General features: G+C 62.9%; 2 protein-coding genes. One reads left to right on the top strand and one right to left on the bottom strand.

Annotated elements, in window-relative coordinates; genetic code table 11:
- On the top strand, positions 1-1,818 hold a 1,818-nt coding region (locus QZY44_RS25625), incomplete at its 5' end, for a potassium transporter Kup (protein ID WP_295454835.1).
- Here QZY44_RS25625 and soeC read toward each other — a convergent pair.
- Positions 1,815-2,735: a sulfite dehydrogenase subunit SoeC gene (gene soeC, locus QZY44_RS25620; RefSeq protein WP_365305263.1), complete on the bottom strand. Its 921-nt coding sequence runs from the start codon at positions 2,733-2,735 to the stop codon at positions 1,815-1,817. The two genes, QZY44_RS25625 and soeC, sit on opposite strands and share 4 nt — an antisense overlap.
- Between the last annotated feature and the right edge of the window lie 167 nt (positions 2,736-2,902).

Genomic DNA, 2,902 nt, shown 5'->3' with positions numbered 1-2,902 from the left:
GTCTATGGCGACATCGGCACCAGCCCACTCTATGCAATACACGCGGTATTTGCCAACGATCGTCATCCGGTCCCGATGAATACTGAAAACATTCTGGGCGTGCTGTCCCTGGTATTTTGGGCGCTGGTGATTGTGGTCTCGCTGAAATACGTGGTCATCATCCTGCGAGCGGACAACCGGGGCGAGGGCGGCATCATGGCACTCATCGCCCTGGTGCAGCGGCGCCTGGCCCATGTGCCTCTGGGGCAACGGTTGATCGTGCTGGGTCTGTTCGGCGCGGCATTGTTCTATGGCGACGGGATCATCACCCCCGCCATCTCGGTGCTGTCGGCGGTGGAGGGTCTGAAGATGATCGAGCCCCATCTGGATGCGTGGGTCACTCCCTCGACGCTGGCGATCCTGTTCGCACTGTTCGCTATCCAGCGGCACGGTACGGCGTGGGTGGGGGCCTGGTTCGGACCGATCATGGCGATCTGGTTTATGACCCTGGCCACCTTGGGCATCGGCGCCATTATCGAGCAACCCGGCGTACTGGTCGCACTGTCGCCCATCTATGCCGTGGCCTTTTTCATGGATCATCCGCAGTTGGCGTTCTTCTCCTTAGGCGCCGTCGTGCTGGCGATCACGGGGACCGAGGCGCTATACGCAGACATGGGCCATTTCGGCCGCACCCCGGTGCGCCTGGCCTGGAGCACGCTGGTGTTTCCGGCCTTGGTGCTGAATTATTTCGGCCAAGGGGCGCTCCTACTGAGTCAACCGCAGGTCGTCGATAACCCCTTCTTCCGACTGGCCCCAGGCTGGGCGCTGGTACCCCTGGTGGCACTGGCCACGGTGGCGACCGTCATCGCCTCCCAGGCGGTGATCTCCGGGACCTTTTCGCTGACCACCCAGGCCATTGCGCTCGGTTATCTCCCGCGCATGACGGTGTTGCACACCTCCAGAGCGGAACGTGGTCAGGTCTATGTCCCGGCGGTCAACTGGATACTCTTTGTCGCGGTGACCGGGCTGGTGTTGAGCTTCGGCAGTTCCGACGCATTGGCCGCCGCCTATGGTGTGGCCGTCACCGGGACCATGAGTATCACCACCGCGCTGGTGTTCGTGGTCGCACGGCGGCGCTGGCGCTGGGGTCTCACCCGCACCTTCGTCGTGCTGGGTCTCTTTCTGGCCATCGACCTGGCCTTTTTCGGGGCCAACCTGCCTAAGCTCGGCGATGGCGGCTGGCTCCCGCTGAGCTTCGCTGCGCTGCTGTTTATCCCGATGAGCACCTGGAAGCGTGGGCGGACGCTGCTCATTGCGCGCCTGACCAAGGACAGTCTGCCACTGACGCTCTTCGTGCCGCTGATCGAGGGCGAAGGCATCCCCACGGTGGCGGGGACGGCGGTCTATCTGTCGGGCCGCCCCGGGCAGGTGCCCCATGCGCTATTGCACGTGCTCAAACACTTCAAGTGCCTGCACGATCGGGTGATCGTCCTGCACATCGCCGTGTCGAGCAAGCCGCATGTCGCGCGGAATAAACGCGTGCGGATCGCGCCCATCAACGCCCGTTTCTATCAGGCGCGGATGGACATCGGATTCATGGACGCCCCGGACATCACCGATGCCATGCGTCAGTGTCAACGCCGCAACATTCCCTGCGACTTGGAAAACACGACGTTTTTCCTCGGACGCGAGACCCTGGTGCCGACCAAAGGCGCCGCCATGGCCATCTGGCGACAGAAGCTCTTTGCCGGCCTGTTCCGCAACGCCATCAGCCCTGGAGCCTATCTGGGCTTGCCGCCCAACCGGGTGGTGGAACTCGGGGCGCAGGTGAATCTCTAGGCGACGCTTTGGTAATAGAGATTCTGCGGGTGACGGGCCTCGGCAAAGAAATACCAGCGCTCAGCCAGCAGCCCGGCATACTGGATGAAGAAGGCGACGATCGCCAGGGTCCGGGAATGGGTCAAGTAGGCCGTACCGATCAGCAGGATCGGGACCGCGAAGACCAGGATGAGGAAGGCGCGGCGCACCCGCTCCAGGGTGGCCTCGCTGCGGCCATGGAAGAACTCCCGGGTATTGAATGAACCACCGGTCGCCCCCTGCGCCTTCTGTGCCACGAACAGGTGGCGCACCCCGATGGCGCTCTGGATCGTACTCTTGGGCTTCAGATGAGCGTTGCGGTACAGCGAGGCCAGCCGGGTCAGCAACGCCAGCACGGTGAACACCAGCCACCAACCGCCGTAGACGGCGGCCAGATGGTTGCCGCTATAGGCCGCATAGCCGGTCGCCAACAGGAACCCGGAACTGAGTCCGAACAGGGCAAAATTGAGCACGGTGAGCGGCGAGCGCCATTCCCGCAGAAAGGGCACGCCGGCATAGACCATGGCGGTACAGCCGAACAGCGCAAAGCTCGCCAGCGCAGCCACCAGGCCGATTGCGAGCGTCGGGTCTACCCGTAGCCAGCCCCCCAGGATGAACCAGGGCTGGGTATAGCCCAACCAATGAGCCAACCCGAAGGCAGCGGTCAGGGCCATCACCAGGGGCAGGAGCACGACTTCGCGCGACAGCCACGACGAATGCCAGCGCGCCGCCGTCCGCCAAGCCCGCTCCGGCCGCCCCAGGTGGAAAAATGAGGCCAACAGCCCGGCGAGCAACAGAAGCAAGGCCAACAGGCTGCCGAAACTATAAAACTCAGTCGATTGTTCAGGCAGGAAACTGGCCAGGGAGTAACACTGACCGGTATAGAGGGCCAGGAACAACCCCTGACCGGCGCCGATCAGGGTGGTCAGGAAAAGGACTGAGAACTATGGCGGTCTCGTGGGCCCACTGCTAGTAAGCGGAAACACGCTATACGTGGCCATACTTGATGGCCCTAAGAGTCTGGTGGCCGTTGACACAAGAACGCACCACGAATTGTGGGCAAGAT

This window comes from uncultured Thiodictyon sp., from assembly GCA_903837595.1.
Classification (GTDB): domain Bacteria; phylum Pseudomonadota; class Gammaproteobacteria; order Chromatiales; family Chromatiaceae; genus Thiodictyon.
Note: the sequence above shows the minus strand (reverse complement) of the source record. Positions and strands in the feature narration are given on the sequence as shown.